The 24409-nt window shown below is 67.2% G+C and carries 18 protein-coding genes, 1 tRNA gene, 1 pseudogene and 1 riboswitch; of the genes and pseudogenes, 12 read left to right on the forward strand and 8 right to left on the reverse strand.

Going from position 1 to position 24409, the window contains the following annotated elements; genetic code table 11:
• Positions 1 to 126: 126 nt before the first annotated feature.
• Complete coding sequence (locus tag MKK50_RS14395) at positions 127 to 1761, reverse strand: peptide chain release factor 3 (protein WP_499023219.1); 1635 nt, start codon at positions 1759 to 1761, stop codon at positions 127 to 129.
• Positions 1762 to 1865: 104 nt separating this feature from the next.
• On the reverse strand, positions 1866 to 2615 hold the full coding sequence (locus MKK50_RS14400; RefSeq protein WP_499023220.1) for an SDR family oxidoreductase: 750 nt from the start codon (positions 2613 to 2615) through the stop codon (positions 1866 to 1868).
• A 199-nt stretch (positions 2616 to 2814) separates the two neighbouring features.
• Here MKK50_RS14400 and MKK50_RS14405 point away from each other — a divergent pair.
• The 9 genes from MKK50_RS14405 (at position 2815) to MKK50_RS14445 (ending at position 13531) form a co-directional block, all read left to right on the forward strand.
• Positions 2815 to 2889, forward strand: a tRNA-Gln gene (locus MKK50_RS14405).
• A gap of 126 nt (positions 2890 to 3015) precedes the next feature.
• Complete coding sequence (locus MKK50_RS14410; protein WP_499023221.1) at positions 3016 to 4110, forward strand: hypothetical protein; 1095 nt, start codon at positions 3016 to 3018, stop codon at positions 4108 to 4110.
• Complete coding sequence (locus tag MKK50_RS14415) at positions 4028 to 5437, forward strand: tyrosine-type recombinase/integrase (RefSeq protein WP_499023224.1); 1410 nt, start codon at positions 4028 to 4030, stop codon at positions 5435 to 5437. The genes MKK50_RS14410 and MKK50_RS14415 overlap by 83 nt, the downstream gene beginning before the upstream one ends.
• 251 nt (positions 5438 to 5688) lie before the next feature.
• Positions 5689 to 5885: riboswitch (cobalamin riboswitch) on the forward strand.
• 123 nt (positions 5886 to 6008) lie between these two features.
• Positions 6009 to 8231 (forward strand): TonB-dependent receptor, encoded by a 2223-nt coding sequence (locus MKK50_RS14420; protein WP_499023226.1) that lies wholly within the window; start codon positions 6009 to 6011, stop codon positions 8229 to 8231.
• 12 nt (positions 8232 to 8243) lie between these two features.
• Entirely contained in the window at positions 8244 to 9002 is a 759-nt protein-coding gene (locus tag MKK50_RS14425) for an ABC transporter ATP-binding protein (RefSeq protein ID WP_499023227.1), read from the forward strand.
• Positions 8999 to 10393: a DUF3526 domain-containing protein gene (locus MKK50_RS14430; protein ID WP_499023228.1), complete on the forward strand. Its 1395-nt coding sequence runs from the start codon at positions 8999 to 9001 to the stop codon at positions 10391 to 10393. Before MKK50_RS14425 ends, MKK50_RS14430 begins: the two co-directional genes overlap by 4 nt.
• On the forward strand, positions 10390 to 11877 hold the full coding sequence (locus MKK50_RS14435; RefSeq protein WP_499023230.1) for a DUF3526 domain-containing protein: 1488 nt from the start codon (positions 10390 to 10392) through the stop codon (positions 11875 to 11877). Before MKK50_RS14430 ends, MKK50_RS14435 begins: the two co-directional genes overlap by 4 nt.
• The gene (locus MKK50_RS14440) at positions 11865 to 12056 is read left to right on the forward strand and encodes a hypothetical protein (RefSeq protein ID WP_253369273.1); all 192 of its coding nucleotides are present in this window, start codon (positions 11865 to 11867) and stop codon (positions 12054 to 12056) included. The genes MKK50_RS14435 and MKK50_RS14440 overlap by 13 nt, the downstream gene beginning before the upstream one ends.
• 8 nt (positions 12057 to 12064) lie before the next feature.
• Positions 12065 to 13531, forward strand: coding sequence for a PepSY domain-containing protein (locus MKK50_RS14445; RefSeq protein WP_499023232.1), 1467 nt, complete (start codon positions 12065 to 12067; stop codon positions 13529 to 13531).
• A 166-nt stretch (positions 13532 to 13697) separates the two neighbouring features.
• Here the strand turns inward: MKK50_RS14445 and MKK50_RS14450 are convergent, their stop codons facing one another.
• The 6 genes and pseudogenes from MKK50_RS14450 to MKK50_RS14475 form a co-directional block, all read right to left on the reverse strand.
• Positions 13698 to 15146: an IS1182 family transposase gene (locus tag MKK50_RS14450; protein ID WP_499023234.1), complete on the reverse strand. Its 1449-nt coding sequence runs from the start codon at positions 15144 to 15146 to the stop codon at positions 13698 to 13700.
• 190 nt (positions 15147 to 15336) lie between these two features.
• Complete coding sequence (locus tag MKK50_RS14455) at positions 15337 to 15999, reverse strand: thioredoxin domain-containing protein (protein WP_499023236.1); 663 nt, start codon at positions 15997 to 15999, stop codon at positions 15337 to 15339.
• 164 nt (positions 16000 to 16163) lie between these two features.
• Entirely contained in the window at positions 16164 to 16427 is a 264-nt protein-coding gene (locus tag MKK50_RS14460) for a GCG_CRPN prefix-to-repeats domain-containing protein (RefSeq protein WP_499023348.1), read from the reverse strand.
• Between the two features lie 156 nt (positions 16428 to 16583).
• Positions 16584 to 17957 (reverse strand): sensor histidine kinase, encoded by a 1374-nt coding sequence (locus MKK50_RS14465; protein WP_499023238.1) that lies wholly within the window; start codon positions 17955 to 17957, stop codon positions 16584 to 16586.
• Positions 17957 to 18688 carry a response regulator gene (locus tag MKK50_RS14470; protein WP_499023241.1) on the reverse strand — a complete coding sequence of 244 codons (732 nt, stop codon included), beginning with the start codon at positions 18686 to 18688 and terminating at the stop codon, positions 17957 to 17959. Before MKK50_RS14470 ends, MKK50_RS14465 begins: the two co-directional genes overlap by 1 nt.
• 125 nt (positions 18689 to 18813) lie before the next feature.
• Positions 18814 to 19017, reverse strand: a pseudogene (locus tag MKK50_RS14475) (IS5/IS1182 family transposase); the annotation flags it as partial.
• Between the two features lie 1202 nt (positions 19018 to 20219).
• Between MKK50_RS14475 and MKK50_RS14480 the strand changes: the two are divergent.
• The 3 genes from MKK50_RS14480 to kdpB all read left to right on the forward strand — a co-directional run bounded on the left by MKK50_RS14480 (position 20220) and on the right by kdpB (position 24401).
• Positions 20220 to 20309, forward strand: coding sequence for a K(+)-transporting ATPase subunit F (locus tag MKK50_RS14480; protein WP_017484418.1), 90 nt, complete (start codon positions 20220 to 20222; stop codon positions 20307 to 20309).
• Positions 20310 to 20333: 24 nt separating this feature from the next.
• Positions 20334 to 22049, forward strand: coding sequence for a potassium-transporting ATPase subunit KdpA (kdpA, locus tag MKK50_RS14485; RefSeq protein ID WP_499023244.1), 1716 nt, complete (start codon positions 20334 to 20336; stop codon positions 22047 to 22049).
• A gap of 261 nt (positions 22050 to 22310) precedes the next feature.
• Positions 22311 to 24401, forward strand: coding sequence for a potassium-transporting ATPase subunit KdpB (gene kdpB, locus MKK50_RS14490; protein ID WP_499023245.1), 2091 nt, complete (start codon positions 22311 to 22313; stop codon positions 24399 to 24401).
• Positions 24402 to 24409 lie beyond the last annotated feature (8 nt).

The following is a 24409-nucleotide window of genomic DNA, read 5'->3' on the forward strand; positions in this document are numbered from 1 at the left end:
GTTGAAGCGCAGCGGAGGCCTCGAAGGATCTTCCAGAGATCGCACGGGAACTGGAGGATCTTCGAGGCCGCTCTGCAGCACCTCAAGATGAGGGAGAGAGCGGGATGGCGGGCCGGGAGGGGCCTCTCAGGCTGCCCGCTTCTGGTAATCCTTCACGTCGGTGAAGCGGATTTTCTCCCACCGCTCCTCCTCATACCGAAGCGAGAAGGCAGTGGTGGCCATGAAGACCGGCGCGCCGTCGAGGTCGCTTGCCATGGCCGAGCCGTGGGCGTTCACGAAACGATCGATCTCGAGGTCCGATTCCGCCTCGATCCAGCGGCAGACGGAGAAGCGGGTGGGCTCGTAGTCGATCGGCAGGCCGTATTCGGCCTGGAGCCGCTCCTTCAGCACGTCGAGCTGGAGCGCGCCGACCACGCCGACGATGGCGGGCGAGCCGTCCTGTGGGATGAAGACCTGCACGACGCCCTCCTCGCCCATCTGCTGGAGCGCTTCCCGGAGCTTCTTGGCCTTCATCGCATCGGTGAGCTTGATCCGCCGCATGATCTCGGGGGCGAAGCTCGGCACGCCCCGGAAAACGATTTCCTCGCCCTCGGTCAGCGTGTCGCCGATGCGCAGCGTCCCGTGGTTGGGGATGCCGACCACGTCGCCGGCATAGGCCTCGTCGGCGATGGCCCGATCCTGGGCGAAGAAGAATTGCGGCGCCGAGAGCGACATCGGCTTGCCCGTTCGCACCAGCTTGGCCTTCATCCCGCGCCGGAGCTGGCCTGAGCAGACCCGCATGAAGGCGATGCGGTCGCGGTGGTTCGGATCCATGTTCGCCTGGATCTTGAACACGAAGCCGGTCATCTTCGGCTCGGACGGCTGCACCGCGCGCTTGTCCGCCTCCTGGCCGCGCGGGGGCGGCGCGAAGCGGGCGAGCCCGTCGATGAGGTCGCGCACACCGAAATTGCGCAAGGCCGAGCCGAAGAAGACCGGGGTCAGGTGCCCCTCGCGAAAAGCTTCCAGATCGAAGGTCTTGAGGCCGCCCTCGGCGAGCTCCACCTCCTCGCGCCACGCATCGGCCGCGCCATTCTCCGTCAGCAGCGTGTCGAAGAGCGGGTCGCCGAAGCCCGTGACGGGGATCGTGCCGGCATCGTCCGCCGCGTCGAGCCGGCGCACGCGGTTGCCGCCGAGTTCGTAGGTGCCGGCGAAGTTGCGCCCGAGCCCGATCGGCCAGGTCACGGGCGCCACGTCGAGGGCCAGCGTCTTCTCGATCTCGTCGAGCGTCTCGAACGGGTCGCGCGCCTCGCGGTCGAGCTTGTTCACGAAGGTGACGATCGGGATGTCGCGCAGCCGGCACACCTCGAACAGCTTTCGCGTTCTGGCCTCGATGCCCTTGGCGGCGTCGATCACCATCACGGCGGAATCGACCGCCGTCAGGGTGCGGTAGGTGTCCTCCGAGAAGTCCTCGTGGCCCGGCGTGTCGAGCAGGTTGAAGACGCAGTCGCCGTACTCGAAGGTCATCACCGAGGTGACGACCGAGATGCCGCGCTCCTTCTCGATGCCCATCCAGTCCGAGCGGGTCGAGACGCGGTTGCGCTTGGCCTTGACCTCGCCCGCGAGCTGAATCGCGCCGCCGAACAGCAGCAGCTTTTCCGTGAGTGTGGTCTTGCCCGCATCCGGGTGCGAGATGATCGCGAAGGTGCGCCGCCGCGCGACCGGATCGGCCTTCGCGTCGGTGGATTTGGCGTCGGCGGATTTGGTGTCTGTTTGCATCAGCATGGCGGGCACCGGCCGCCGCGGGGCGGTCGGCCGCTCGTCTCGAAGGGGGACCGGGCGGTGTTCCGCTCTCTACGCGTTCCGCGCCGCCTACGCAAAGCCGCCCCCTACCCCCGCCCGACGAAGGGCATGCCGGTCGCCATCACGGTCATGAACAGCACGTTGGCCGAGAGCGGCAGCCCGGCCATGTAGACGACGGCCTCGGCGACATGCGTCGCTTCCATGTAGGGCTCGGGCCGGATCGAACCGTCGGCCTGCCGCGCGCCCTGCCCGAAGCTTTGGGTCATCTCGGTCTCGGCATTGCCGACATCGATCTGCCCGCAGGCGATGTCGAAGGGGCGCCCGTCCAGCGCGGTGGCACGGGTGAGGCCGGTGATGGCGTGTTTGGTGGCGCTGTAGGGCGCCGACATCGGCCGTGGCGCATGGGCCGCGATCGAGCCGTTGTTGATGATGCGCCCTCCCCTGGGCTCCTGCTTGCGCATCATCCCGAAGGCGGCCCGGGTGCAGAGGAAGGCACCGGTGAGGTTGACGTTGACGCTGGCAAGCCAATCCTCGACCGCGATCTCGTCCACCGTCGCGGCGGGGGTGAAGATCCCGGCATTGTTGAACAGCAGATCGAGCCGCCCGAAGCGCTCGCCCACCGCGGCGAACAGAGCCTCGACGGCGCGTGGATCGGACACGTCGGTCGGCACACGTAACACCGTGCCCGGCAGTTCCGCCGCGACCCGCTCCAGCGCCTCGCCCCGTCGTCCGGCCAGCACCAGCTGCCACCCGGCCTGCGCCAATCCCAGCGCCACCGCCCGCCCGATGCCGGAGCCTGCCCCGGTCACGACCGCCACCCGATCATCCATTGCCATTCCTCGGTCGTCCCGCTCCTGCCATCGAGCCGCAAGATAAGCGGTCGCATCGTTCCGGTGCAGGGGCACCGAGCATGCTCGGCCGACAGCGGGAGCCCAAGCGATCCTTTCACGAAGGCGCGTCGGTTCGCGGCGGAGGCCTCCAACCCAGTTGCCAGTCCCGTCCGGCCCGTCTAGAGATCCGGCGGCTTGAAGCCGATGGGGCGTCGCCAAGTGGTAAGGCAGCGGTTTTTGGTACCGCCATTCCCAGGTTCGAATCCTGGCGCCCCAGCCAAGCCTCAGCTAAGTCGTTGATCTGATTGCGATCCGTGCTCGGCCGCTCCCGCGGCTGCGCCGATTGTACGCGGAGCTGTTGCACGCGCTTGTCCACAGGGGCAGGCCGTTGACGATTTGTTCTAACGTGTACCGTCGCGGTGCGGTATACTGGTGGCGTAGGCGATTCCGTTGCGATGAGCGGACGCGACTGCTTGGTGCCTCTGTTAAGGGGAATTCCGCCACGGTCGCTCTGAGCCTGGGCACGACCGACCCATCCAGTGCGCGCACACTCGGCTGGGCGCTCAACGCGGAAAGCCTCCGCGTCCGGGACGATCCCGCCATGCGCACCACCAGCCAGATCCGCGACCACCTCCGCGCCTATGTCGACCGGGAGCGAGGCGCGCGGTTGACGCGTCTGCAGCGCGACCTCGATCCGCCGCGTGATCCGCTTGTCGGCGACTGGCCCGCGCTGATGGAGAGACGCGCACGAGAGTACCGCATCTTCGGACGCCTGCAGGCCCTGGCCGCCGAGGAAGGCTTCGAAGCCGGGTACGACGGCGAACTCGATGCTCGTCTGAAGCAGGAAGGCTTCAGCCTGATGGAACGCGGGGCGATCAGGCGGCGCATCACGAATGGCTACCTGCGCGATCTCGGACGCCCGGATGAGACCGGGCGGCTCACGCCGCCCCGCGCCTACCTCGAGGCGATGCTGATGAGCATGGACGAGCCCGTGACCGAAGCGGGCCTGATCCGATGCCTACGCGGCCTCGCGGCTGTCTCCGGCCATGTCTCGCGCGAGTTCGCTGCAACCTATGCCGAGGCCCGTTGCGATCCGCGTGAGGCCTGGGCCAACCTCTCTGCCATGCGCGCCAGGGGCGAGATGCCACGCGACGAACTGGGCTGGGCCTCGTCCGACTTCGATGGCGCCGACAGCTTCGAATGGGGCGACTTCGAGATCCACGCTCCGCCGATACTTCGGCAGACCGCGAGTGACGATGATGGTCCTCCCCCTCCCCTATCCGAATCTGCCCGCCATCCCGCCCCCGAGCAGGGTCCTGCACCGGCCAGGGAAACACCCACCGGCCCCGCCAGCACCTGCGTCGTACCCTTCGGAAACGGAGGCCGCCGCTCCAGAAGCGGATTCAGGTTCATCGCGTGTGCAGTCCGAACTGGATGGGGAGGAAGCCATTCAAGACATCGCCGACCGCGCTACAGATCGCGAACAGCGAGATCAGGATGATGCGAGTACGGGCGTGGAAACCGTCTCCGAGCCCATCACGAACTCTCTGACGACGATGGTCGAAGAGCTTATCAGCCACAAAGGCACCACCTGGGACGAGAAGACCCAGCGGCAGCATCGGGCCGTCGCCAGGATGCTGGGCGAGATCGCCGGCACCGACGACCTGCGCCGGATCACGCACGCGCATCTCGCTGCCTACGTCCAGAACCTGTCGAATTTACCTAAATCCTACGGCAAGAGTTCACGTGATGCGGATCTGTCGATCGCAGATCTCGTCGAGCGTGGACGAACGATGCGGGCCGCAGGTCAGGCCGAGAAGGTTGGGCTCAGCCTCGCGACGGTCAACCGGCATATCACGCAGCTCTCGACGATCGCGAAGTACTGCCGCGCTAAGCAGCGCCCGATTGGGCAGGTCGAACTCCTGAGCGACTTCCGGCTGATCGACCCGGAACGGGATGGTGAGAAGCGACCGGCCTTTGAGGTTCACGAGGTAGAGAAGCTGTTCGCGCATCCCGTTTGGACCTCGACGGCCTCGGAGCCGGAGATGCTGCGGATCGCGCGGAGGCAGCAGATCTTCGCGGCCGTCTACTGGCTGCCACTGCTCGGCTACTACACCTGCGCGCGCTTGTCCGAGCTAGCCTATCTCGAACTCGGCGACATTGACGTGGAGCGGAGCACGCTCAAGATCCGGCCGACACACCGACGGCGTCTCAAGAATGCGGTGTCTCGCCGTACGCTGCCGATCCATCCCGAGCTCATCCGCCTCGGCTTCCTGGATTTCGTGCGGACCAAAGCGGGCGGGCGAAACGATCTGATCTTCTCAGAGATCGCGCAGCTCGGCGAGAATACACCCCTGTCGAACCTGTTCGACAAGCGCTGGACAGTCGTTCTGGACGAGGCCGGGCCGTCGGCGCGGGAGGAGGGAAAGACGTTCCATTCCTTTCGGCATTTCGGCAATACGGAGATGATCAGGCAGTTGGTGCTCGATCCGATCCGCGAGTCGATGCTGGGCCATGAGGGCGCCACGGTGAACTCGCGCAACTACAAGAAGACGCTCAAACCCGAAGACCTGCTCACTGCGATCGCGGCCATACCTGAGGTAACGCGGGATCTGCGGACGTATGACTGGGCGCTTCTTGGAACAGTGATCACCGATGACTCGTCAAAGGATTGCGCGATGGGGAGGCGACGGCGAGCACGACTCCCGTCCTCCTCATCATCGGCTCATCCATTCACACGCAAAGGCGACGCCGTGGGATCTGGACGGTCTCCGCCGATAACGGAGTTCCGGTCACGGCCAGACCAGAGGCCGCTCCACGCGACTTGAAGCCTGACGCGGCACACCCCCGATCATACAGCCGACCCTCGCCGCTTCTCCGATGGGGGCGCTCAAGCAACTCAGCTGGCGTTTCTCATTTGCGCCATCAACAGACATTCGCATGCGGATGGCTGAAGGTCCGCTCCTGCCCCAGCCTCTGACATCACCTCGACTGTTCGCTTCCCCGCCAGCGCCAGGTTGGAAGCTTCAACACGGCCCTGTGAAGGTTGAGAGAACGAATTGACAGCCCATTCCAAGTCGAATAGCCAAGCTGCGACGGTTCCCTTCGGGGATCAAAAGGGAACGCGGTGTGGGGTTCGCTCCGATGCCGCGGCTGCCCCCGCAACTGTAAGCGGCGAGCTCTTCACCACTACGTCACTGGACAGCCTCGTCCGGGAAGACGGTGAGACGGCGACGACCCGCGAGCCAGGAGACCTGCCGTCGTCGTGGTCACACGCGAAACGCGTCGGGCGGGGTGCTCCGATGGGTGTCGAAGCGACGCGTATCCCGTGAGGATGCGGATCGCCGAGGCTTCGTTCGCGGTGACGTGCCACAGCCGTTGCCCGAGGCTCCGCGTTCCATGTTCCGCGCCACCCGTCTCCGCTCGTCGGCTGATCGATCGCGTTCGACTGCCGCCTGGCTCCTATCGACCAGCACCCTTGTTCTTGCCCCACATCATCTGGCCGCCCAGGAACTACCGGAACATGCGGGCAGTGCGCATGCCGTCACCCTGGAGGAACTGACCGTCACGGGTGCCGGATCGGGCACCCGCCTGCTCGCGCCGGCCCCCTACACGGCAGCGCCAACGGGGCTGAACCTCACCACACCGAACCGTAGCGGCAGCCGCCTCGACCTCTCGCCCCTACAGACGCCTGCGAGCATTGAGGTCATCCCAGGCCAGAAGATCCGTGAGCGCGGGCAGCAAACCGTGCAGGAGGCGATCACCCAGAACGCCGCCGGCATCACGACGATCGGTTCCCCCGGCAACGGCTTCGGTGCTTACACCTCCCGCGGCTTCTCCGGCGTGAACTCGGTGATGCAACTCTACGACGGCACCCGGCTCTTCGTGGGTGTCAACACGACGACTTACCCGTTCGACACCTGGAATGTGGACCGGATCGAGGTGCTGCGCGGTCCCGCCTCGGTCCTCTACGGCGACGGCGCGATCGGCGGCGTCATCAACGTGGTGCCCAAGAAGCCGGTCGCCGTACCGATCAACGCCGCTCGCGCCGCCCTCGGATCGGACAGCGTCAAGCGCCTCGCCGTCGATAGTGGCGGCCCGATCGGCGAGAACCTGTTCTACCGCCTCAACGTCAGCGGCAACCAAGTCAACGGCTGGCTCAACCAGAACGGAGATTTTGCGAACCTCGCCGTCTCCGGCTCACTGCTCTATCAGGCGACGCCGGATCTCGCCGTCACGCTCTCGCATGATTACGGCTACCAGGAGCCTCTGCGCTACTTCGGAACGCCCCTGATCGGGGGACGCATCGACCCGCGCCTGCGCTTCCAGAACTACAATATCGACGGCAGCCGCATCGTCTTCCAGGACAACTGGACACAGCTGAAAGTAGAGTGGTCGCCGAGCGACGACATCGTCATTCGCAACACCGCATACCGTCTGCTTTCGGACCGCCACTGGCGTAATCTGGAGAGCTACGCCTTCGTCCCGAGCACGGGTCTCATCCGGCGGACCAGCCCGATCGAGATCTTCCATCACCAGGAGCAGATCGGCAACCGCTTCGACGCGACGTTCAAGGGTACGCTGTTCGGATTCCGCAACGAGTTCGTCGCAGGCTTCGAGGTCAACCACATCGATTTCCGCCTGCGCAACAACTCGCCCTATCGCGGCGAGAACACCGTGAACCCTTTTTTCTTCAATCCGGGCTTCTTCAGCAGCCTGGACAGCGTCCGGCCGCTCTACGTGTCGAGCACGGATCAGTACTCTCTCTTCGCCGAGGACCGGCTGATCCTGTCCGACCAGTTCTCGCTGATTGCCGGCGTGCGCTACGACAGACCGACGGTGCGCCGGGAGGATCTTGTCACGCCATCACAGAGCTTCACTAAGGATTTCAGTGCGCTGAGCTACCGCTTCGGCGCCGTCTACAATCCGACTCCGGACAGTTCAATCTACGCAAGCTATGCCACCGCGGTCGATCCGGTGAACTCGCTGATTACGGTGCCGATCGCGCAGAAGGATTTCAAGCTGTCCGCGGGCGAGCAGGTCGAGATCGGCTACAAGCAGTTGTTCTGGGAAGGACGCGGCGAGTTCACCCTGGCGGGCTACCGGATCAACAAGCGCGATCTGCTGACCGTGGATCCGCTGCGGCCACAGGTTTCGATCCAGGTCGGCAGCCAGTCGTCACACGGTGTCGAGGCGTTCGTCTCGCTCGGCCTGTGGGAGAACTGGCGCGTGGAGGGCAATGTCGCCCTGCTGCACGCGCAGTACGACGACTTCCAGCAGTCCGTTGGCGGCGTCGCCGTCAACTTCGCCGGCAACCAGCCCATCAGCGTTCCTGAGCGCATCGCTAATCTCTGGCTCTCCTGGGCCTTCGCACCGCGCTGGGAGGCTCGGGTCGGCGTGCAGTTCGTCGGCGAGACCTTCAGCGACTTCGCCAACACGGTGCGGCGCCCGGCCTACGAGGTGGTCAACGGCAGCGTCGACTACCGCGTCAGCGATAAATCCCGCTTCAGCGTCCGCGTCTACAACCTGCTCGACACGATCTATCCGGTGACCGGCAGCGCCAACACCTGGTTGCTAGGCCGGCCGCGCTCGGTCGAAGTCGCCTACAACGTTGCCTTCTGAGGGCGCACGCGCATGCATATCGAGCAACGCGAACGGCCCCAGGCCGGGGCAGACAATCCCGTTCTGGCGATCCGAGCGGCGGTCAAGCGCTTCGGCGCACGCACCGCCCTCGATGGCTTGGACCTCACGCTCCGTGCCGGAGAAGTCTTAGCCCTGCTCGGACCGAACGGAGCCGGCAAGACCACGACGATCAACCTGATCCTCGGCTTCCTGAAGCCGGATGCCGGCGCGGTCCAGGTCTGCGGGATCGAGGCCGGCGCCGACTCGGTCGGCGCGCGGGGCCATGTCGCCTACATCCCCGAGCAGGTCGCCCTCTATCCGGGCCTCTCGGGGCTCGAGAACCTGCGCTACTTCGCAACGCTCGCCGGTCTCGACTTGCCCGCAGACGCATCGCGCCGGCTGCTCACCGAGGCGGGCCTGCTCGACGAGGCGCAGACTCGGCCCGCCGCGTCCTACTCGAAGGGCATGCGCCAGAAGGTCGGGATCGCCGTCGCCCTCGCCCGCCGGGCACGGCTTCTTCTTCTCGATGAGCCGACCTCCGGGCTCGATCCGAGTGCGGCAGCCGACTTCTCCGTCACGGTGAGGCACGCCGCGGAGCGGGGCACTGCGGTGCTGATGGCGACCCACGACCTCTACCGGGTGCGCGAGATGGCCGACCGCGTCGGCGTGCTGAGCCGCGGCCGGATCGTCGAAGAGGTCGATCCGAAGACGCTCGATCATGTCGCGCTCGAACGCCTCTACATCGAGCGCCTTGCCGAGATCGCGACATGAAGCGGGTCGCGGCTGAACTCGCACTGATGATGCGCGATGCACGTGTGCGCTGGATCGGCGCTGGGCTGGTCCTGCTCCTGGCCCTGACGAGCTTCGGCGCCTGGCGGGAAGCCCAGCGTTACACGACCCAGGCGGCCCAGGTCACAACGGCCGAGCGTGAGCGCTGGCTCGGACAGGACGCCAAGAACCCGCATTCGGCCGACCATTTCGGCTTGTGGGTGTTCCGGCCCTCGGCACCTCTCGCCGTGCTCGATCCTGGCACCGAACCCTATACCGGCCGCATGGTGCGCGTTGAGGCGCACGTGTTCAACGATACGGTCTACCGCGCCGTCCAAGATGCTGGCCCGCTCGCCCGCACCGGCCTCGGCAGCATCGCCGACATCGTGCAACTCGTGGTCCCGCTCGCAGCGATCCTGCTCGGCTTCTCCGCCTTTGCCGCCGATCGCGAGCGGGGCACCCTTCGCTTGGCCCTGGGGAATGGCGCCCCGCCGGGCCGCCTGTTCGCAGCCCGCTTCGCGGCGCTTCTCCTCATCCTCATCGTGGTCGTTGGAGGGCCGCTCCTCGCGATCGGGGGGCTCGTGATCACCGGGCATGACGGCGCTGGCTGGCAGGTGCCCGCGCGCCTAGCGAGCTGGGTCGCCGTGCAGATCGCCTACGCCAGCGTGTTCCTGCTGCTGGCGATGCTGATCTCGCTCCTGGCCCGAACAGCCCGCGCCGCGCTCGCGACCGCACTGGTGGCCTGGGTCCTGATCTGCGTCGCGGCACCGCGCCTTGCGACGGCGGGTGTCGACGCCCTCGTGCCGGCGCTTTCGTACCGCGAGGTCCGGGCGCGTATCGATGCGGGCTTCCGGGCGCACAAGACGGCGGAGGCGGGCGACGAGCGCGCCCGGGAGGTCCTGGCCCGCTACGGCGTCGAGGATGCGCGCGAGCTGCCCGTCGATCTCGACGGCCTCATGATGTTCGAGAACGAGAGCCACAATTTCGCGGTCTACGACCGCGAACTCGGCGCTTTCTTCGAGAGCCTCGCGGGTCAGGAGCGAGCCTTCGCCTGGGCGGGCTTGCTCTCACCGCGGGTCGCCCTGCAGGCGCTCTCTCAGACGCTGGCCGGTACCGACTTTGCCCAGCACGCCCATTTCGTGTGGGGCGTCGAAGCTTATCGCCGCAGGATCTCCGAGCGCATGAATGGCGAGATTCGCGACAACCCGCAGCACGGCAAGGGCCGGCTGATCGCCGGGGTGGAGCTGTGGCAGCAGATCCCACCCTTCGTCCACACCCCGTTGCCGCTCACGCGGTCTCTGGCGGATGCGCGAGTGCCGGCCCTCGTCCTCGCCCTGTGGCTGACGCTGCTCGCCGCCCTCAGCGTCCCGGTGATCCGGAGGCTGAAGCCGTGAGCGTCGTCCGCTTCCCCCGCCTGCTCAGCGCCGAGTTGAGGCTGGTTCTGCGCGAGCGCCTGACCTGGGCCGTCCTCGCCGCGCTCCTCGCGGCTCTCTGCTTGGCGGTCTGGACCGGCGCGGAGCGCGTCGCGCGCGAGCGCGCTGCGATCGCCGAAGCGGTCGGTGATACTGCGCGAGCCGTCCGCGAGGCCCGGACTGCCCACGAGCGTTATTCCAGGGCGAGCCCGATCAAGGTGAACTACTGGCAAGATCCGACCGACGCGTTCGGCTTCATGACCTACTTCATGGCCGCCTATGCGGTGAAGCCGCCGACCCCGCTGGCCTCCTTCGCCGCCGGCCAGTCCGACGTGCAGCCCACGGTGACGAAGATCAGCTTCGGCTTCAGCACGGTATTCGACGATACCGCCTACGAACTCGGCTCGGCGGCCAAACTGAAGCTCGGTCCGTTCGACCTCGCCTTCGTCCTTGTCTACCTCGTCCCGCTCGCGGTGATTGCACTCGCCGGCACGCGCCTCTCAACCGAGCAGGATGCCGGCATCCTGCGGATGATCGCCGCGCAGCCAGTTGGGCCGCGCCGGGTCGCCGCGGCGAAGTTCGGAGCAGTCGCGCTGGTCGCCGTCACCGGCGTCGTCGGTGGCACGGGCTTGGCGCTGGTCCTCGCCCGCGGCCTCGGACCGCTCGCCGGTTGGGAGAGCACGTTGGCGCTGCTCGCTGCAGCACTCGCGGCTTACGTCCTCTTCTGGGTTGCAGCCTGCGCGCTGGTGGCGAGCCTCTGGCGTGGGGCGGTCGCCGCATTGGCGATCCTCGTGCTGGCCTGGGCCGGCATCACCGTGGTGCTGCCGACGGGGCTCGGCATCGCGCTCGACACGCTCGCACCGATGCCATCCCGGATCGCCGCGATCGACGCCAGCCGACAAGCTCAGGCCATGTTCTCGACCGGCGAGGAGGGCGCGCGGATCACGAGTGCCTGGGCCGTCCGCAAGGTCCCGGACGCCGCGCAGCGGCCGGATCTCGTCGAGGCCCCCGAGATCAAGCGGCTGGCTCGTGACGCGTTCTATGGCGAGGCCATGATCAGTCATCGGGAGGCCTTGCGGGAACATGCTCTGGCAGCCTCGTTCTGGAGCCGGCGTCTGGCCCTGCTCTCGCCCGCCACGATCCTAGCCCTCTCGTTGGAAGCAGCAGCCGGAACGGATGCGGGACGACATGCGGACTTCCTGACGGCCAGCGGAGCCTATCGGCGCCAACTAAGAGCCTTCTTCGAGCCGCGCATCCTGGCCCAGGCCATCAACCCGGTTCCCGTCTGTGCGGGATGCCCAGCCCGCCTCGACTTCGACGCCTACGACGCCGTGCCCGCATTCGAGCCCTCGATCCCCCGCGCCAGCGCCGAGCACCAGGCACTGGTTGCACTCGGCTCCCTTCTGGCTGCCGCCCTGCTGCTGACGGCTCTCACTGACCGTCGGCTCGCGGAATGGCCGTCGTGATGTTCTCGCATCGGAGCGGCTTGCCGACGGACGCGGATCGGCGCAACGGCAAGACCTCGCTTGTCGGCGAACCGATCGACCGCCTTTTCGATGGTATCCTACCGCTGAGCGGCATCACCGGCATCTGGCCGCTGAAGCGGCAGCGTCGGGCCGATGTCGTTCACGGCATCGCACTTTGAGGCACGCGATGCGCACGCTGCTCAAGCCAGGCAAGCGCTGGCTCTATCTCGCCCATCGCTGGCTCGGCATCACGACGTGCCTGCTGTTCGTGACGTGGTTCCTGTCGGGCCTCGTCATGATGTATGTCGGCTTTCCGAGCCTGACGGACACGGACCGCCAGGGCGGCCTGCCACGTATCACCTGGGATCGAGTGGCGGTGACGCCGCGCGAGGCGCTTGAAGCTGCCGGCCATACCCGCTTCCCGCGCGATCTGCGCCTGACGATGCTCGACCATGAGCCGGTCTATCGCATTGTGGGCTGGGACGGTGGGCAGGAGACCGTTTCGGCCGTCGAACCTCGTCCGATCACCGGCGTCGATGCCGGGCAGGCTCTCGCCATCGCCAGGCACGATCGACGTGCACGGCAGCCCCGGCTCCTCGGCGAAGTCGATCGCGACCAGTGGTCGGTGACCGCGCGCTACGATCCCCTGCGGCCCTTCCATCTCGTCGCCCTCGGCGATACGGACGAGACCCACCTCTACGTCTCAGCTCGCACGGGCCAGATCGCCCTCGACACTACGGGGCAGGAGCGGTTCTGGAACTGGTTCGGCGCCATCCCGCACTGGATCTACGTGACGCCGCTGCGGGCGCAGGCTGCTTTGTGGCGGGACGTGGTTCTGTGGGTCTCCGGCGTCGCGATCGTCGGCGCCGTGACGGGTTTGTGGGTCGGCCTGCTGCGGGCCCGACTGCGCCGCCGCTACGCGTCGGGCTCGGTCTCGCCTTATCGCGGCTGGGCTGCATGGCATCACCTCGCCGGTCTGATTGGTGGTTTGACCGTACTGACCTTCATCGCCAGCGGCTGGCTGTCGATGAACCCGAACCGCTGGTTCGGCTCGCGGTCGCCGAGCCAGGCCATGCTTGAGCGCTATGCAAGTGTCACGGCACCTCTTTGGGATCTCGAACTGGCGGCCGTCCGCGCCGCGGCCTGCCCCAACGCTGTTGAGGCGCGGTTCGGCTGGCTTCGTGGCGAGCCGCAGGCGGTCGTGAGCTGTCAGGACGGTTCGACGTTGACATGCTGTGCCCCGGCGACGCTGCCCGCATCCCCGGCGATCTCCAGGCTCGCGAGCGCAGCTCGGCAGCTGCTGCCGGACGTTCCGATCCGCGAAGCGGTGCTCCTGACCGAAGAGGATGCCTACTGGTACTCCCACCATCATCAGCGCCGCCTGCCGGTGTTGCGGGTGAAGTTCGCCGACTCGGACGAGACGTGGTTCCACATCGATCCAACAACCGGAGAGGTGCTTAACCGAGCCGATCGATCCTCGCGGACCTACCGTTGGCTGTTCAACGCCCTGCACAGCTTCGACTTTCGTTTCTTGCTGCAGCGGCGTCCGGCATGGGACGCTGTGCTCTGGCTGCTCTCGGCGGCCGGCTTGATTATCTCGGTGTCGGGCGTGGTGATCGGCTGGCGTCGCCTCATACACAGGATCGCAGAGTAGCTTAGGCCAGCGGAAGCGATTTCAGACTGCCTGCCTCAAGCCGCAGTCCGGAGACACGCCGGGTATCGATCGAACCGCCGCTTCCGACCGAGGCCGTGTGGAAACGCAGATCCCTCGGGATCGGGGCGAGCGCACGGAGTAGCGCCGGAGATCGAGCTGCTTGGCCTCAGGCCCGGATGGCTACCAGCAGCGGACCGACCCCGAAGATCTGGATCATCCGCTTCATGTTGTAGGCCAGAACCTGCAAGCTTATCTCGGTTCTGATCTTGGCCAAGGTCCGGGTCAGGAAGTGGGTTGCACCCATCCAGGCCTTCAGCGTGCCGAACGGGTGCTCCACGGTCTGGCGACGGATCTTCATCGCGTCCGGCATCCGGTCGAGTCGCGCCTGCATCGTATCGAGCACGCTCTCGTGCACCCAGCGCTTGACCCGCCGCGTCTCCGTCGGCGTGCAGCGGGGCTTGAGCGCGCAGCCGAGGCAAGCCGTCAGGTTGCGGTAGTGATCCACCGCGTCGTCCTCGGTCCGACGATCGGACCGGGCGGCCCCCTTGGTCAGGTGCTGGCCGGCGGGACAGGTGTAGTGGTCTTTCTCAGCATCGTAGACGAAGTCCTGTCCCGTGAAGAGGCCGCGCTTGGCGTGGCCCGAGGTCAGGGTCTTGGGCACGCATGGCAGCACGCCGGTGCCCTCGCAGGCCAGCACCGGCTCCCCGCTGAGGTAGCCCCGGTCGGCCAGCACCGTCAGCGTGGTGCATCCTGTCGCCGCCTGCGCCAAGAGCCCCATCGGCGCGAGCTGCGCCCGGTCGCTGCCGACGTTGGTCACGGCATGGGCCACGATCAGGTGATGCTCGGCATCGACCGCGGCCTGGACGTTGTCGCCGACCATGCCGGTGCCCTTGCCGCTGGTCGCCATGGAGCGCGCGTCGGGGTCGGTCAGGGAGACCTGGCCGTCGGGGGCGGCCTCGACCTGCCGGCCCCTCGCCTGGAGAGCCTGCATTTGCTCGCGCAGGCCCGCGATCTTGTCGTTGAGTCGTGTCGTGCGCACCTCGGCGATGTCGCTCGGCTCGCGGTCGGCCCGGTCCAGCGCCGCGAGGTAGCGGCCGATGCTTGCCTCGACCTGCGCCAACCGGGCTTCGACCTTGGCGGCGGTGAAGTTCTTGTCGCGGTTGTTGACCGCTTTGAACTTGCTGCCGTCGATCGCGACGACGGCCTTGCTGAACAAGTTCAGTCGACGGCACAACACCACGAACTGCGCGCTGGCGGCCTGGATGGCCGGGCTGTTGTCTTTACGGAAGTCGGCCAGCGTCTTGAAGTCGGGCATCAGCCGACCGGTGAGCCAGATCAACTCGATGTTACGCTGGCTCTCGCGTTCGAGGCGACGGCTCGACGGGACGCGGTTGAGGTAGCCGTAGAGGTAGATCTTGAGCAGGGTTGCCGGATGGTAGGCGGGACGACCCGTTGCCTCCGGCACCGCGCCCGCGAAGCCGAGCGTGCCCAAATCAAGCTCATCGACGAACACTTCAACGAGGCGAACCGGATTGTCTGCGGTGATGAAGTCGTCTAGACAGTCGGGAAGGAGCGTGATCTGCTGACGATCCTCGCCTGCAATGAAGCGCTTCATCCCGACCTCCCAGATCGGGCTTCACTCTACCAGACCAGCTCGTTTTCACACAGCCTGCACCCTTCACAGACCTTTGGAAGGTCCGCTTTGGGGCAGCTTGGTGGAGCATGACCTACGTCTGGGTCGGGTGGCAAGCGGCCGTTCAGCTTGCTCAGAACGCGCCGACGAAGAATACATTCGTCACATGCTTCTACGCCGGTAGCTTAATGATGATCTCATCGAAGGCCTTGGCGGTGAGCGTCCCCTCGTGACGGGCGTCGTTTACGAACAGGGTCGGGGTGGCATGGATGCCGAGCTCCTCCATCGCGCGGGCCTGCACTCGGTTCACGTGGTCGTAGAGGGCCTGATCGGCGAGGACGGCGTCGAACTTCGCCCGGTCGAACCCGGCCTGGCGCAACAGGTCACGCATCGCATCGAGGGGGTTTGGCACGAAGGCCCAGGTGGCTTGCCTCTCGAACAACAGGTCCGTGATCGCGTAGTAGTGCCGTCCGCCATCCGCCCGGGCGAGCATGAAGGCGGCCGTATCAAGCGGGTTCAGGGGAAGCCCACGCAGGGCGAAGCGCACCCGCCCGGTGTCGATCCAGCGCCTCCGAATAGCTGGCAAGGTCCTGTCGTGGAACGCTGCACAGTGCGAGCACGTCACCGCGGCGTACTCGATCAGCGTCACCTTGGCGTCGGACGCACCGATCCAGATGTCGCTGAGGGGCCCCGCCATCGACGGGTCGTCGACGGAGACCGCAAGGGCATCGGAGGGCCATGTCGCCAACACCCAGGCAGCACCGAGGAGGATGGGGCTGGCGAGCAGCGGGCGACGGGTGATCCGTCCCGACGCGGTTCCTTCTGTGGATCTCATGCGATATCGCCTCGGTCGCGCCCCCACCCGGTCGGATCGACCGTATGGGATCGTTGGGAACGGGTTCGTCTCCGGTACTGTGGGTCGCCTCGGCCTTAGCCGAATCGACCCTTGGCATCGTCGGCGAGGTCGCCGCGATGCATCCAAAGAGGGTCGCTGAAAGATCAGTTCGGCCAGCAGCGGCGGCCGTAGGGTCCAATGTGGAAGCCCGCCGGGCAGGAGGCGCCGCGGACATAGCCGCCACGCTGACCACCGGTGCGGCAACCACCGTAGGGGCCTCGGTGTCCGTAGGGGCCGCAGCCTCCATAGATCTGGATGATCTCGGCGCCGTCTGAGCCGGTGGACACCGCTGGCTGGATCAGGGGCGACGCGGCGGCCGGGACCACTAGTCCGACCAGGAAGGCGACCGGGGCGAGGATCTTCAGCATCATCGAATCCTTCTCTGCTCTCATCAGAGCCACGATGCCCGTGATGGCGTCGTGACCGATGAGGGCAGGATCATCCCCGCTTGCCTCCCCGATGTGACAGACCGATGCATTGATGTAACGTTTTGTAACGGGCCGCCTTGCGTGACGGCAGGGTTCTCAGGTGATGGCCGGCAGGGTCGCGACGAGGCGAGCACCGCCGAGCGGGGACGCCTCGGCCACCACGGTGCCTCCGTGCGCCTCCGCGATCTGCTTCGCGATGGCGAGCCCGAGGCCGGTACCGCCGGTCTGGCGGCTACGGGACCGCTCGATCCGGTAGAACGGGCCGAACACGGCCGTCCGCTCGGATTCCGGGATGCCCGGTCCGTCGTCGTCCACCGTGACCCGGCATAGCGCACCGGTCCGGCTCACCGAAACCGCGACCGTGGAGCGGCCGAACTTGACGGCGTTCCCGATCAGATTGGCGACGACCCGGCGCAGGGCGAGTGCATCCCCCGCGGTGACCGCATCCTGCACGTCCTCGCCGGTCAGGTGGACGTCGATGCCATGCGCGGCTTGCTCGGCCACTTCGACTGCGACGAGGTCGGCGAGGTCCACCGCCGTTCGGCCCACCTCGACCGCCGTGCCTCGGGCGAAGCCGAGGGAGGTGTCGATCAGCGCGGTCATGGCGTCGAGATCCTCGACCAGCCGGTCCCGCCGCTCCGGCTCCGACACTCCCTCGGCCCGCAGGCGCAGGCGGGTCAGATAGGTCTTGAGATCGTGCGAGATGGCGCCAATCAGCAGCGAGCGCTCGCCGAGGAGGCTGACGATGCGGTTCTGCATGTCTCGGACCGCCCGGGAGAGACGCCGTATCTCCGGAGCGCCCCGCGGGGCCTCGACCGGCTCTGGCGCACGGCCGTCGAACCGGGTCACCGCCTCGGTCAGGCGCCGCAGCGGGGCAAGTTCGTAGCGGGTTCCGGCGAGGACGAGGCTGGCGACCACGGCGCCAAGCACGGCCACCCACAGGCTCAGTGGCTGCCCCAGCAGCCACGGCATGAGCGAGCGATGCTTTTCGACGGCCGAGATGATGAGTGTACGGCCGTCCGGCAGGCGATAGGTCGCCGTCGCGAGGCGGCCGATGGGGAGGTTGCGATCCCTGTCGTTGACGTCCTCGGGGGCGACGCCCCGATGCAGCATGGCCGTGTCAGTGTAGGCTCGCAGCGGCCCATCCGGATCACCGGTCATCCGGCGCAGGCGCCGTTCGAGGCGCGGCTCGCGGATCAGTCCGGTGTCATCCGGAGCCGTGTCCATGATCTCGGCCCTGAGGGCCTCGCCGCTGACCGCCCGCAGGATAGCAGGTCTCAGGGCCGGGTCGGCATCCCTCAGGAGGGTGACGATGTTCGCGGCCTGGTCGACGCGCGGGAAGCGCGTCGCGTAGGGCGAGCGCTCCTGCCGCCGCTGCCACGTGTCGAGGGCGACGGTGGCGAGCACGAGCAGCGAGAGCGCCCCGAGCAGGAGCAACATAATCCGCCCAAGCAGGCCGACACGGGCCATCACGGCGCGGGCCTCACCGGCGCGGCCAGGATGTAGCCAGCGTTGCGCACGGTCTTGAGCATTGCCGCTACGCCGCTGCCCCCGGCGTCGAGCTTGTGCCGCAGGCGGCTCACCTGCACGTCGATGGTGCGATCGAAGGCGTCGGCCGAGCGGCCCCGCGTCCAGTCCAGGAGTTGATCTCGGGAGAGTACACGCTGCGGACGGGTGAGGAAGCAGTGCAGCAGGTCGTACTCGGCGCTGGTCAGGGCGATCTCGGCCGCGGGTTCGCCGGTCGTCACGCGACGAGCTGCGAGGTCAACGACAAGGTCCGCCACGGTCAGGGTCTCGGGATCGGCGGCGTCCGCGCGGGCGCCATTCCCATGGGCTCGCCGCAGGACGGCGCGGATACGGGCGAGCAGCACCCGCGGGTTGAACGGCTTTGATACGTAGTCGTCGGCTCCCATCTCTAGCCCGAGCACCCGGTCGATGTCCTCGTCCTTGGCAGTGAGCATGATAACGGGCGGTCCGCCCGCCGCGCGCAGGCGCCGGCAGATGGAGAGCCCGTCCTCGCCTGGGAGCATCCAGTCGAGCACGATCAGGTCCGGAGCGGGCGCGCCCGCAAGGTGGCGGTCGAGGCCTGCGCCACCGTCGAAGCCGACCACGCGAAAGCCCTCGCCCTCTAGGTAGCTGGCCAGTTGGGTGCGGATGTCAGCGTCATCCTCAACGACGACGATAGTCGGGCCTTGGCTCATGCCCCGAACATACGAGAGCCGGGCGGCTCGACAACGCGGAAAGGGCCATTGACACAAAATGTTACATTGGTCGTTCGCCCCGTCAGATCACCAGCGGAACCCCGTAGAGCTTCCCCGGCATGCAACCCCATACGTCCCATCGGGGCGAGTTGCGCCCGGTCGCTGCCGACGTTGGTCACGTCGTGAGCTACGATCAGGTGATGCTCGGCATCGACCGCAGCCTGGACGTTGTAGCCGACCAAGCCGGTGCCCTTGCTGCTGGTCGCCATGGAGCGCGCGTCGGGATCGGTCAGCGAGACCTGGCTGTCGGGTGCAGCCTCGACCTGCCGGCCCCTCGCTTGGAGAACCGGTCCGGCCCATGCGTGCCCGCGCCGGACGGCTCGATTTTCTCCAAGAAGGCAAAGGACATGACGAACCTCGGGTTTGGCGCGGCCACGGGACGGACGGTGACCCACGGCGTCATCCAAGCGTCCGTATGGTACCGGCACGAAGGATGGGATGTCGGGGAATGGAAGACCGGAATGGGTCTTCGAGCGGGCGTGGCCTCGACGCTAAAACGGCTCGCATAAGGAAACGAGATGGATTGCGGGCGCGCGAAACAAGGAAGTCATCAGGAGCGCGCGAAGGGAGCGGCAAGGCCCATGTTGCGGGCATAAAACCCTTGCGCCCCTCCTTGCGCCCGGCTTGGCCACGCCGCCCATTGACGCCGCGCCCCGTCGACCGGTCCTTATGACTTACCTATGCCGGAGGCCCCGTCTTCGTTTTGTTCCCTAATGGGGTAACGAGGACCTCTCGCTCCACCGGGCCATCGCCCGCGTGGAGCACCTAAACGACCGTTTTCCGGCACATCGCCGCCGAGTGCAGGGCCGACCGCGTCTTCGCCCTCATGATCCTGGGCCTCGGTTCGTGGTTGGCCTTGTCCCTCGCGCTGCTCGCCCTGAACGTCCTCGACCTACTGCCCGCGTCTTGAGCGCCGGGTCGCATCGCGGCCTGCGGGCTCGCCTCGCCGGCATCACGCCCTGCTTCTCCCGTCCGGCCCCGGTCCCCGCAAGCCGGAGGATACCAGTGCCTGCACCGCGGACCACCGTCGCGTCGGCGGGCGCTGCCCGGCCGGCGGCGTGCCCTACAGCGGTTTCGAGGGGCGCGGACACGGGTGTGATCCAGGCGGACCGCACCCTGTGGCGCGCCGCCTGCCCGAAAGCCATGCTCGTCGATGCGCCCGGTGCCTGCCAGGAGTTGCAGGCCGCCTAACGTCCGACGACGCGCAAGGGATGCCCCGGACGAAGCCCGGAATCGGGCCGATCCTAATGAGTCCCTTATGGGATCGCCTCCCTTTCCGTCTCGAACCCTAACGCGGTTCCCGTCCACATTCGGGATGGGCCCAGGTCGGCCGTGGGACGCCCGCGACCGACGGGTCGAACGGATACGGACATCCCATGCTCGACATCGTCTTCATCGCCGCCGGCCTCGCCTTCTTCGGCCTGGTCGCCGGCTACACCGCGCTCTGCGAGCGCCTCTGAGGCACGCCGCAATGACCCTCGACCTCGCCCTTGGCGCCCTCGTGACCGCCGGGCTCCTCGTCTACCTCACTTACGCCCTCGTCCGCCCCGAGCGGTTCTGAGCGGCTGAGCACGGACCACCTCCCATGACACTCAACGGATGGATGCAGATCGCGCTTTACGGCGCGGTCGTCCTGGCGCTCGTGAAGCCGCTCGGTCTCTACATGACCCGCGTCTTCGACGGCGAGCGCACCTTCCTCTCACCCGTGCTCGGCCCCATCGAGCGTGGGCTCTTCCGCGTCTCCGGCATCGACGCCCGCCAGGAGCAGACCTGGCTCGGCTACGCCGGGGCGATGGTCGTGTTCAACCTGCTCGGCTTCGTCCTGCTCTACGCCATCCTGCGCCTGCAGGCGGTGCTGCCGCTGAACCCGGCCGACCAGGCCGCGGTCGCGCCGGATCTGGCCTTCAACACGTCCACGAGTTTCGTCACCAACACGAACTGGCAGTCCTACGGCGGCGAGACTACGCTGTCGTACCTCAGCCAGATGCTGGGGCTGACGCACCAGAACTTCGTGTCGGCGGCCTCCGGCATGGCGGTCTCGGTGGCGCTGATCCGCGGGTTCGCGCGCGCCTCCACGAAGACCCTGGGCTCGTTCTGGGTCGATATGACCCGTGCCACCCTCTACGTGCTGCTGCCGCTCTGCCTTCTGATCGCGCTGTTCCTGGTCTCCCAGGGCATACCGCAGACGCTCTCCCCCTACGTCGAGGCCACCACGCTGGAGGGCGCCAAGCAGACCATCGCGGTCGGGCCGGTGGCCAGTCAGGTCGCCATCAAGATGCTCGGCACCAACGGCGGCGGCTTCTTCAACGCCAATGCCGCCCACCCCTTCGAGAACCCGACCGCGCTCTCGAACCTCCTGCAGATGATCGCGATCTTCGCCATCGGCGCAGCCCTGACCAATGTCTTCGGCCGCATGGTCGGCGACGAGCGCCAGGGCTGGGCGATCCTGGCCGCCATGGGCCTGCTCTTCATCGTCGGCGTCGCCGTGACCTACTGGGCCGAGGCCAACGCCCACGGCGTCCTGTCGAACCTCGGCCTGACCGGCGGCAACATGGAGGGCAAGGAGGTCCGTTTCGGCATTGCCGCCTCCGCCCTGTTCGCCGTGATCACCACCGCCGCGTCCTGCGGCGCGGTCAACGCCATGCATGACTCCTTCACCGCGCTCGGCGGCCTGATCCCGCTGCTCAACATGCAGCTCGGCGAGGTCATCATCGGCGGCGTCGGGGCCGGCCTCTACGGCATGCTGATCTTCGTCGTCGTGGCGATCTTCGTAGCCGGGCTGATGGTCGGACGTACGCCCGAGTATCTCGGCAAGAAGATCGAGGCCAAGGAAGTGAAGATGGCCGTGCTCGGCATCCTCTGCCTGCCGCTGATGATGTTAGGCTTCACGGCGCTTGCGACCGTGGTACCCGCCGGTCTCGCTGGTCCCGCCAATGCCGGGCCGCACGGCTTCTCGGAGATCCTCTACGCCTACACCTCGGCAGCAGCCAACAACGGCTCGGCCTTGGGCGGGCTCACGGCCAACACCCTGTTCTACAACACCACCCTCGCCATCGGCATGCTGGTGGGCCGGTTCTTCGTGAAGATCCCGGTGCTGGCGATCGCGGGTTCGCTCGCCGCCAAGAAACGGGTTCCGGCGTCCGCCGGCACCTTCCCGACCCACGGCGGCCTGTTCATCGGTCTGCTCGTCGGCGTGGTGCTGATCATGGGCGGCCTGACGTTCTTCCCGTCGCTCGCGCTCGGACCCGTGGTCGAGCACCTCGCCGGCGCGGCGGGGCAGACCTTCGGCACGGGGGGCTGAGATGCCCCGCAGTCTCCCGAACCGGCGCATCCCGCGCCATCACCTGATGCCGCACCGGCCACCAAATCACAGCTCCCAAGGCGCCAGGGCGAAGCCCGTGCGTACCTCGGACCTCGTGCTGGCCCTCCTCGGCGTCGTCCTGCTCGGGGGCCTCGCCCTCGGCACAGCCTTCACCCTGGCCGCCGGCGCGACCGCCCCCTGAAACGGCAAAGCCCGGCAACGCTCGCCGGGCCTCCTCGCCCTCTCCGGACCCCCGAACCCATGTCCCGTAAGAACTCATCGCTCTTCAGCGCCGCCCTCGTCGGGCCGGCCCTCGTCGGCTCCGTCAGGAAACTCGACCCCCGCTCTATGATCCGCAACCCGGTCATGTTCGTGGTCGAGATCGTCGCCGCACTCACCACCGTGCTCTTCGTCCGCGACCTCGTCACCGGCGGCGCCAACCTGTTCTTTTCCGGCCAGATCATCCTCTGGCTCTGGTTCACCCTGATCTTCGCCAACTTTGCCGAGGCGCTCGCCGAAGGCCGGGGCAAGGCCCAGGCCGACAGCCTGCGCCGTACCCGGACCGAGATGACGGCCAAGCGCCTGACCGGGCAGGGACGCAATTACAAGACGGTGTCCGGCACCTCGCTCAAGGTCGGTGACATCGTCCTCGTGGAAGCGGGCGACCTGATCCCGTCCGACGGCGAGGTCATCGAGGGTGTCGCCTCGGTCAACGAAGCCGCCATCACGGGCGAGTCCGCCCCCGTCATCCGGGAATCGGGCGGCGACCGCTCGGCGGTGACCGGCGGCACGCAGGTGCTCTCCGACGAGATCAAGGTCCGCATCACGGCGGCAGCCGGCTCGACCTTCGTCGACCGCATGATCGCGCTGGTCGAGGGCGCGGCCCGACAGAAGACCCCGAACGAGATCGCGCTCAACATCCTGCTCGCCGGCCTCACCATCGTCTTCGTCTTCTCGGTGGCGACCATCCCGAGCTTCGCGAGCTATGCCGGCGGGTCCATCCCCGTCATCGTCTTGGTTGCGCTCTTCGTCACGCTGATCCCCACCACCATCGGCGCGCTTCTCTCGGCCATCGGCATCGCCGGCATGGATCGGCTGGTGCGCTTCAACGTGCTCGCCATGTCGGGCCGCGCCGTCGAGGCCGCGGGCGACGTCGACACCCTGCTCCTCGACAAGACCGGCACCATCACGCTCGGCAACCGGCAGGCAACCGAGTTTCGGCCCGTCCGGGGCGTCTCCGAGCAGGACCTCGCCGACGCGGCGCAGCTTGCCTCGCTCGCCGACGAGACGCCTGAGGGCCGCTCCATCGTCGTGCTCGCCAAGGACAAGTACGGCATCCGGGCCCGCGACATGGCGGGCCTGAACGCCACCTTCGTGCCCTTCACGGCCCAGTCACGGATGTCGGGTGTCGACCTTGAGGGCTCGTCCATCCGCAAGGGCGCGGTCGACGCCATCATCGCCTCCGTTTCCGGGCAGCCGATGGCGACCCGCGGCTCCAGCGCGGCGCTGGCCTACCAGCCGGCCGCCGAGACCGAGGTCGTGGGACAGATCCGCGCCGTCGCCGAGGACATCGCCAAGGCCGGTGGCACCCCGCTCGCCGTGGCCAAGGACGGGCGCCTGCTCGGCGTGGTCTACCTCAAGGATATCGTGAAGGGCGGCATCCGCGAGCGCTTCGTGGAACTCCGCCGCATGGGTATCCGCACGGTGATGATCACCGGCGACAACCCGATGACCGCCGCGGCCATCGCGGCCGAGGCCGGGGTCGACGATTTCCTCGCCCAGGCGACACCCGAGGACAAGCTCGCTCTGATCCGGAAGGAGCAGGCCGAGGGCAAGCTCGTCGCCATGTGCGGCGACGGCACCAACGACGCGCCGGCCCTGGCCCAAGCCGATGTCGGCGTCGCCATGAACACCGGCACGGTGGCGGCGCGCGAGGCCGGCAACATGGTCGACCTCGACAGCGACCCGACCAAGCTCATCGAGATCGTGGGCATCGGCAAGCAATTACTGATGACGCGCGGGGCGCTGACGACCTTCTCCATCGCCAACGACGTGGCCAAGTATTTCGCCATCATCCCAGCGATGTTCCTGACGCTGTACCCCCAGCTTCAGGCGCTCAACGTCATGGGCCTCGCCTCGCCGCAGAGCGCGATCCTCTCGGCCATCATCTTCAACGCGCTCGTCATCGTCGCCCTCATCCCGCTGGCGCTCCGAGGCGTGACCTACCGTCCGGTCGGGGCCGCCTCGCTCCTGCGGCGCAACCTCCTCATCTACGGCCTCGGCGGCGTCCTGGTGCCCTTCGTGGCCATCAAGGCTATCGACCTTGCCATCACCGCCCTCCATCTCGCCTGAAACAAAGG

The organism is Methylobacterium sp. J-043 (assembly GCF_022829505.1).
In the GTDB taxonomy this organism is placed as follows: Bacteria; Pseudomonadota; Alphaproteobacteria; order Rhizobiales; family Beijerinckiaceae; genus Methylobacterium; species Methylobacterium extorquens_A.

Excerpts from the sequence above, each read along its gene's own strand:
- MKK50_RS14395 (WP_499023219.1), bottom strand. The coding sequence starts at position 1,761 with ATGCTGATGCAAACAGACACCAAATCCGCCGACGCCAAATCCACCGAC.
- MKK50_RS14400 (WP_499023220.1), bottom strand. The coding sequence starts at position 2,615 with ATGGCAATGGATGATCGGGTGGCGGTCGTGACCGGGGCAGGCTCCGGC.
- MKK50_RS14420 (WP_499023226.1), top strand. The coding sequence starts at position 6,009 with ATGTTCCGCGCCACCCGTCTCCGCTCGTCGGCTGATCGATCGCGTTCG.
- MKK50_RS14425 (WP_499023227.1), top strand. The coding sequence starts at position 8,244 with ATGCATATCGAGCAACGCGAACGGCCCCAGGCCGGGGCAGACAATCCC.
- MKK50_RS14430 (WP_499023228.1), top strand. The coding sequence starts at position 8,999 with ATGAAGCGGGTCGCGGCTGAACTCGCACTGATGATGCGCGATGCACGT.
- MKK50_RS14440 (WP_253369273.1), top strand. The coding sequence starts at position 11,865 with ATGGCCGTCGTGATGTTCTCGCATCGGAGCGGCTTGCCGACGGACGCG.
- MKK50_RS14445 (WP_499023232.1), top strand. The coding sequence starts at position 12,065 with ATGCGCACGCTGCTCAAGCCAGGCAAGCGCTGGCTCTATCTCGCCCAT.
- MKK50_RS14450 (WP_499023234.1), bottom strand. The coding sequence starts at position 15,146 with ATGAAGCGCTTCATTGCAGGCGAGGATCGTCAGCAGATCACGCTCCTT.
- MKK50_RS14455 (WP_499023236.1), bottom strand. The coding sequence starts at position 15,999 with ATGAGATCCACAGAAGGAACCGCGTCGGGACGGATCACCCGTCGCCCG.
- MKK50_RS14460 (WP_499023348.1), bottom strand. The coding sequence starts at position 16,427 with ATGCTGAAGATCCTCGCCCCGGTCGCCTTCCTGGTCGGACTAGTGGTC.
- MKK50_RS14465 (WP_499023238.1), bottom strand. The coding sequence starts at position 17,957 with ATGGCCCGTGTCGGCCTGCTTGGGCGGATTATGTTGCTCCTGCTCGGG.
- MKK50_RS14470 (WP_499023241.1), bottom strand. The coding sequence starts at position 18,688 with ATGAGCCAAGGCCCGACTATCGTCGTCGTTGAGGATGACGCTGACATC.
- MKK50_RS14480 (WP_017484418.1), top strand. The coding sequence starts at position 20,220 with ATGACCCTCGACCTCGCCCTTGGCGCCCTCGTGACCGCCGGGCTCCTC.
- kdpA (WP_499023244.1), top strand. The coding sequence starts at position 20,334 with ATGACACTCAACGGATGGATGCAGATCGCGCTTTACGGCGCGGTCGTC.
- kdpB (WP_499023245.1), top strand. The coding sequence starts at position 22,311 with ATGTCCCGTAAGAACTCATCGCTCTTCAGCGCCGCCCTCGTCGGGCCG.